The sequence below is a fragment of the Microcoleus sp. w2-18bC1 genome, assembly GCF_036700365.1.
Taxonomy (GTDB): Bacteria; Cyanobacteriota; Cyanobacteriia; order Cyanobacteriales; family Microcoleaceae; genus Microcoleus.
The window spans coordinates 1-4,249 of sequence record NZ_JAUBOS010000128.1; the positions used below are offsets into that span (position 1 = coordinate 1).

5 protein-coding genes and 1 pseudogene are annotated in these 4,249 nt (G+C 40.7%); 2 read left to right on the plus strand and 4 right to left on the minus strand.

Annotated features, from left to right (window positions below; all coding sequences use genetic code 11):
- Window positions 1-688, plus strand: a pseudogene (locus QT979_RS28385) (transposase); the annotation flags it as partial.
- A 438-nt stretch (window positions 689-1,126) separates the two neighbouring features.
- Window positions 1,127-1,357, plus strand: a complete 231-nt coding sequence (locus QT979_RS28390) for a hypothetical protein (RefSeq protein ID WP_333312337.1) — start codon at window positions 1,127-1,129, stop codon at window positions 1,355-1,357.
- Window positions 1,358-1,919: 562 nt separating this feature from the next.
- Here QT979_RS28390 and QT979_RS28395 read toward each other — a convergent pair.
- The 4 genes from QT979_RS28395 to QT979_RS28410 form a co-directional block, all read right to left on the minus strand.
- Window positions 1,920-2,249 carry a XisI protein gene (locus QT979_RS28395; protein ID WP_106332496.1) on the minus strand — a complete coding sequence of 110 codons (330 nt, stop codon included), beginning with the start codon at window positions 2,247-2,249 and terminating at the stop codon, window positions 1,920-1,922.
- Window positions 2,237-2,350, minus strand: a complete 114-nt coding sequence (locus QT979_RS28400; RefSeq protein ID WP_333312338.1) for a hypothetical protein — start codon at window positions 2,348-2,350, stop codon at window positions 2,237-2,239. Before QT979_RS28400 ends, QT979_RS28395 begins: the two co-directional genes overlap by 13 nt.
- Window positions 2,343-2,612 (minus strand): element excision factor XisH family protein, encoded by a 270-nt coding sequence (locus QT979_RS28405; RefSeq protein ID WP_333312340.1) that lies wholly within the window; start codon window positions 2,610-2,612, stop codon window positions 2,343-2,345. The genes QT979_RS28400 and QT979_RS28405 overlap by 8 nt, the downstream gene beginning before the upstream one ends.
- 105 nt (window positions 2,613-2,717) lie before the next feature.
- Window positions 2,718-3,809, minus strand: coding sequence for an RNA-guided endonuclease TnpB family protein (locus tag QT979_RS28410; protein WP_333312339.1), 1,092 nt, complete (start codon window positions 3,807-3,809; stop codon window positions 2,718-2,720).
- Window positions 3,810-4,249: the final 440 nt, after the last annotated feature.

The window sequence follows — 4,249 nt, forward strand, 5'->3', positions numbered from 1 at the left end:
ATCTAGGGAGTAGGGTTTCATTTTTCTCTTTCTTACCACCTCTAATATTGTACCTAATCGTTAAGCAAAGTGCTGTAAGTTTAAGCCAACCCCACATCCGTCCCATTGTTAGAGGTAAAGCAGGAAAACCAGTAGAGAGGCGAGCTAAACTGTCAGCGAGTTGCTTTGATGGCTATGTGTTTTTAGAGCGAATAAGCTGGGATAATTTTAACGAATCAGGAGACTTAAAAGCCCAAGTAGAAGCATTTAAAAGTTACACAGGATACTATCCAGAATCAGTCCATGCAGATCGCATTTATCGAACAAGGGAAAACCGAGCTTGGTGTAAAGAAAGAGGAATTAGAATTAGTGGGCCTCCGTTAGGAAGACCACCAGCAATTGTGAGTAAGGAAACAAAGAAACAAGCCTGGGAAGATGAGAGAATTCGTAACTCTATTGAGGGCAAGTTCGGGACTTGCGTAAACGAAGATTCAGCTTGAATCGCGTGATGGCAAAACTTGATAATACTTCTGGTACAGCTATTGCTATTACTTTTTTAGTAATGAACCTTTCTACCTGGTTAAGACGGGTTTTTTGTGTGTTTTTATGTCAAAAACCAAAAATCACACCTGTTTACGGGTTAATCATTACTAAAAGCTATAACTGGGCAAGTTATAGTCAACAAAAAATTATGTTTCGCCGAGCTTGAATCACCCATTAATTGCGATAGCGAGTTTTCTTAACTTATTCAGCAAGCCCTAGTTAGTTATGTAACATTCCCTCACACTTCGCCCTCAAAACAGAGGCACGAGTATATGCTCGTTGGCTACGCACGGATTTCAACCCTCGACTAAAACCTGGACTTACAGCGAGACGCTCTGCTCTGGGCCGACTGTACTGATGGCTGGATTGTTTTCCAGATAAAGGTTTTAGCTTGACTGAGTTTCAGTGTTTGAGGTCAGGGAGCTAGTTGCATTTAATGCGGTCTCGGTTGGATGATTGCGGTCTGGTTGCATTTAATCTGGTCTGTGTTTCATTTAATCTGGTCTGAAGTTTGGCTTCAGTTGCATTTAATGTGGTCTCGAAAAAATCCTGATTGCGGTCTGGAGTGATTATGATTGCGGTCTCCTACAACTACTCAACTAGAATGAAACAGCCCTGGCGTTTAAGCAGTTTGATATTATTGATAGCCATTGCTTACAGTTGTGCTGTGATTCAAGGTCAAAAAATCAAGACGATGGGAGTGCCGAAATATGTGGGCAGGTTAGTTGAATACGGGCGCTCAATACGTCGTTCTAGTAGTTTTTGGATAGGATTATATGGTCAATACTGGGTAATTGGTATGGAATGCAAGTCGAGAGATTATTACGCTCATTAATGAGAACCAGGCGAAACAAACTACCATTTTTTCAGAGGGGTATGAGGGCTATGTCCTTGATTCTATCTGTGTTCTGACTCTTGTTGTCACCCCGTCAGGCGCTCTTCCCTTCTTTCCAGTTGACATCAATCGAGTTGATCAACATCGCAACAGTTCATCCACATGATGTAAAGAGAGATTTTCAGTTTTTTCGAGAGTTAGATTAACTCGATTCGCATCATTGCGATGGTTATTTTCACTCTCTTAACTGAAATTATAATCTTTTTGCATATTTTATCAGCCGGAAGTCTTGGCTTGTTGCCAAGATAGCGGGAAGCTGACAATCTTGCTGAGGGAAAATAACGAGCGCGCAGATTCTTCTGCAATCGCAGAAAGTGACTTTCTTTCTGCCGATGATAAAGGGGGTAGCTAACCCGGATTATGAATCTCTTCCCCAATGCTATTCCTCGACCTCTCCAAACACAGGATTTTCAGATCAACCCGGTTTATGAGCGTAAGTTCCGCTCGCGTGACAAAACTAAATACTTTATTTTTGATGAAAATGTAAATCCTCCGTATCCAATTACCCCACTGCAAACTCAGTAAATTGACGCACGTAAGGGGCTTTAAAAGCTAAAACAATATCTTCCTTGGGAACTCCGGCGGCTACTAGCTCATTCGCTATTCCTGCTTCCGTTCTATCCCTCTGAATCCAAAATTTACCATCTTTTATATCGACGTGAATCACACAGCCGTAAACCCGTTTTTGCTCGTCCCAGCCCAAATGAACCACATGATAATGCTCTCGTTCGGTATCAAAAAGTAATTGAACTTCTGTTTCAGTATCCAAGTCATTCCTTGAGTGTTGAGACAGAATTGTTTGGATTAATTCTCTGTAGTTTACTCTTTCCATAAAAGTATCCCCTCTTGAATAGCATCAAAAATGAGTAATTTGAGCTGATGCTCTGCAATTAATTCTTGAATAAAACGATTGCTGAAAAAATCATTATACACATCTTGGTTTATTGCTAAATAAATACAAAATTCTGTTGGGTTGCTTCTTTCTCAGGGCAGAACGATAGCTGAGAAATTGACCCAAAGCTATATAAAAGCTGGCTAAATCAGATGCACCGATAAAAGATTTAATCTCTACAGCAATCTTGAAGCCATCTTTCTCTGCTGCTAAAATTTTCTTCCCTGCTAAGTCGATAAAAAAATCAAGTTCCTCTACCTTGATAAAAAGAGGATCGTGAGTGATGATCCATCCCTGCTTTATAAAACTTACCTAAACCTACCTAAAGTCGTCTTTAGATACAATTCAGGGTTTACTTCCTACGCTGTTGGGTAGACGGCTAATCCCAAGATAAGTAGGCTATTCCCCTCAAGCCGAGGGTTCCCAATTTAAAATATTCAAACTTGCGTTAAAATCCCGATCTAAAGATATGCCACAAGCAGGACAGTCGAAAGTCCGAACGCTTAGTGGCATATCTTTTTTGTTGCCACAATTCGAGCAAGTTTTGGTACTAGGAAACCACTGGTCTACCAGTACCAAACTAGCCCCATACATTTGACACTTGTAGTCGAGTTGCCGTTTTAATTCGTAAAACCCAAGATCAGATATTGCTCCAGCTAACTTATGATTCGCCATCATTCCTTTGACGTTTAAATCTTCAATCTTAATTAGCTTAAAAGTTTGGGCTAAATAAGTTGTCAACTTATGGAGAAAGTCTAGGCGAATACGAGCTATTCTTGCATGGAGTCTGCTAATTTTATTGTAAGTTTTGCGCTGATTCTTAGAGCCTTTTAGCTGTTTAGATGCTTGGCGCTGCAAAGTAGCAAGCTTGGTTTTCGCTTGCTTTAACGGTTTTGGCGCATCAAAAACCTGCTGGGTTGACAGCGTGGCAAATGACTTGATGCCGACATCAATTCCTACAGAACTTTCAGACTGCTGAACCGGGAGACGTTCTGCATCAACGCAAAAAGAAACGAACCAGCGATTTCCTTGTTTTGAAATCGTGAAAGTTTGAGAGATAAAACTACACTCTAATGGCTCAAAAAGCCGAAAAGTTCCCAAAGTAGGAATCTTAATAGTGTTGCCAGCGGTTAACAAAACTTTGCCGTTAGATGAATCAACCGTAAAAGATTGACCGTCTCGACGGCTAGCAAATTTTGGATGACCTGCCTTTCCTGAGCGATATCTACTAAAAGCATCTTTCAAGTCAATTAAAGCATTTTGATAAACTCGACTAGACAACTGGTTCATCCAGCCGAATTCAGGCTTTTTCTTGACGTAGTTGGTAAGAACTTTTTTAACTTCGTTGATCACCTTCGAGTCTGTGAATTTTCCCTCGCTATACATTTGAGTCCGCAAGCTTAACCCAAAGTTAAATACTACGCGCCGGAATCCTGCGTGTCTTGCCATCAAAGTCGCTTCGTTGTTATTCAGTTTGAGCGCTCGTTTGAGGGCAAACACAAAACTTCCTCTCAATGATTAACTCTGGAGAATTTTAGCAAACTATTTGGCACTTTAGTCAAGCTCTTTTTCTAAAGCTGAACGAACAGCATTGTGAAAGATATCTTCTTCGGACATATCATACCCACGAAATTGCTTAACCGAGCAGTATTGATTGCCATTTCGCCATCATATCATTACAGCCATTCGCGATCGCACTCCCCAAAAATTCCCCCCACGGAGCATAACTCTCCCACCCACCAGCGATAAAGCAATATCAGGCGATTCCACAGCAAGTAGCCCAAAAAAACAGACTAACGCTCTTTCATCACTCTGGATAAAATAAAACAACGGCATACCAACTTTATCCAGAGTCTAATGTTGTAAGCTGTTCGACATCTAAACTGCATTAACTAAGTTACCTTTGTTTTTGATCTTTCGGTTCCATTTCATAATTAATT

What these genes read in the sequence shown, in the direction of transcription:
- QT979_RS28390 (WP_333312337.1), top strand. Translation starts at nt 1,127, where the DNA reads ATGAAACAGCCCTGGCGTTTAAGCAGTTTGATATTATTGATAGCCATT.
- QT979_RS28395 (WP_106332496.1), bottom strand. Translation starts at nt 2,249, where the DNA reads ATGGAAAGAGTAAACTACAGAGAATTAATCCAAACAATTCTGTCTCAA.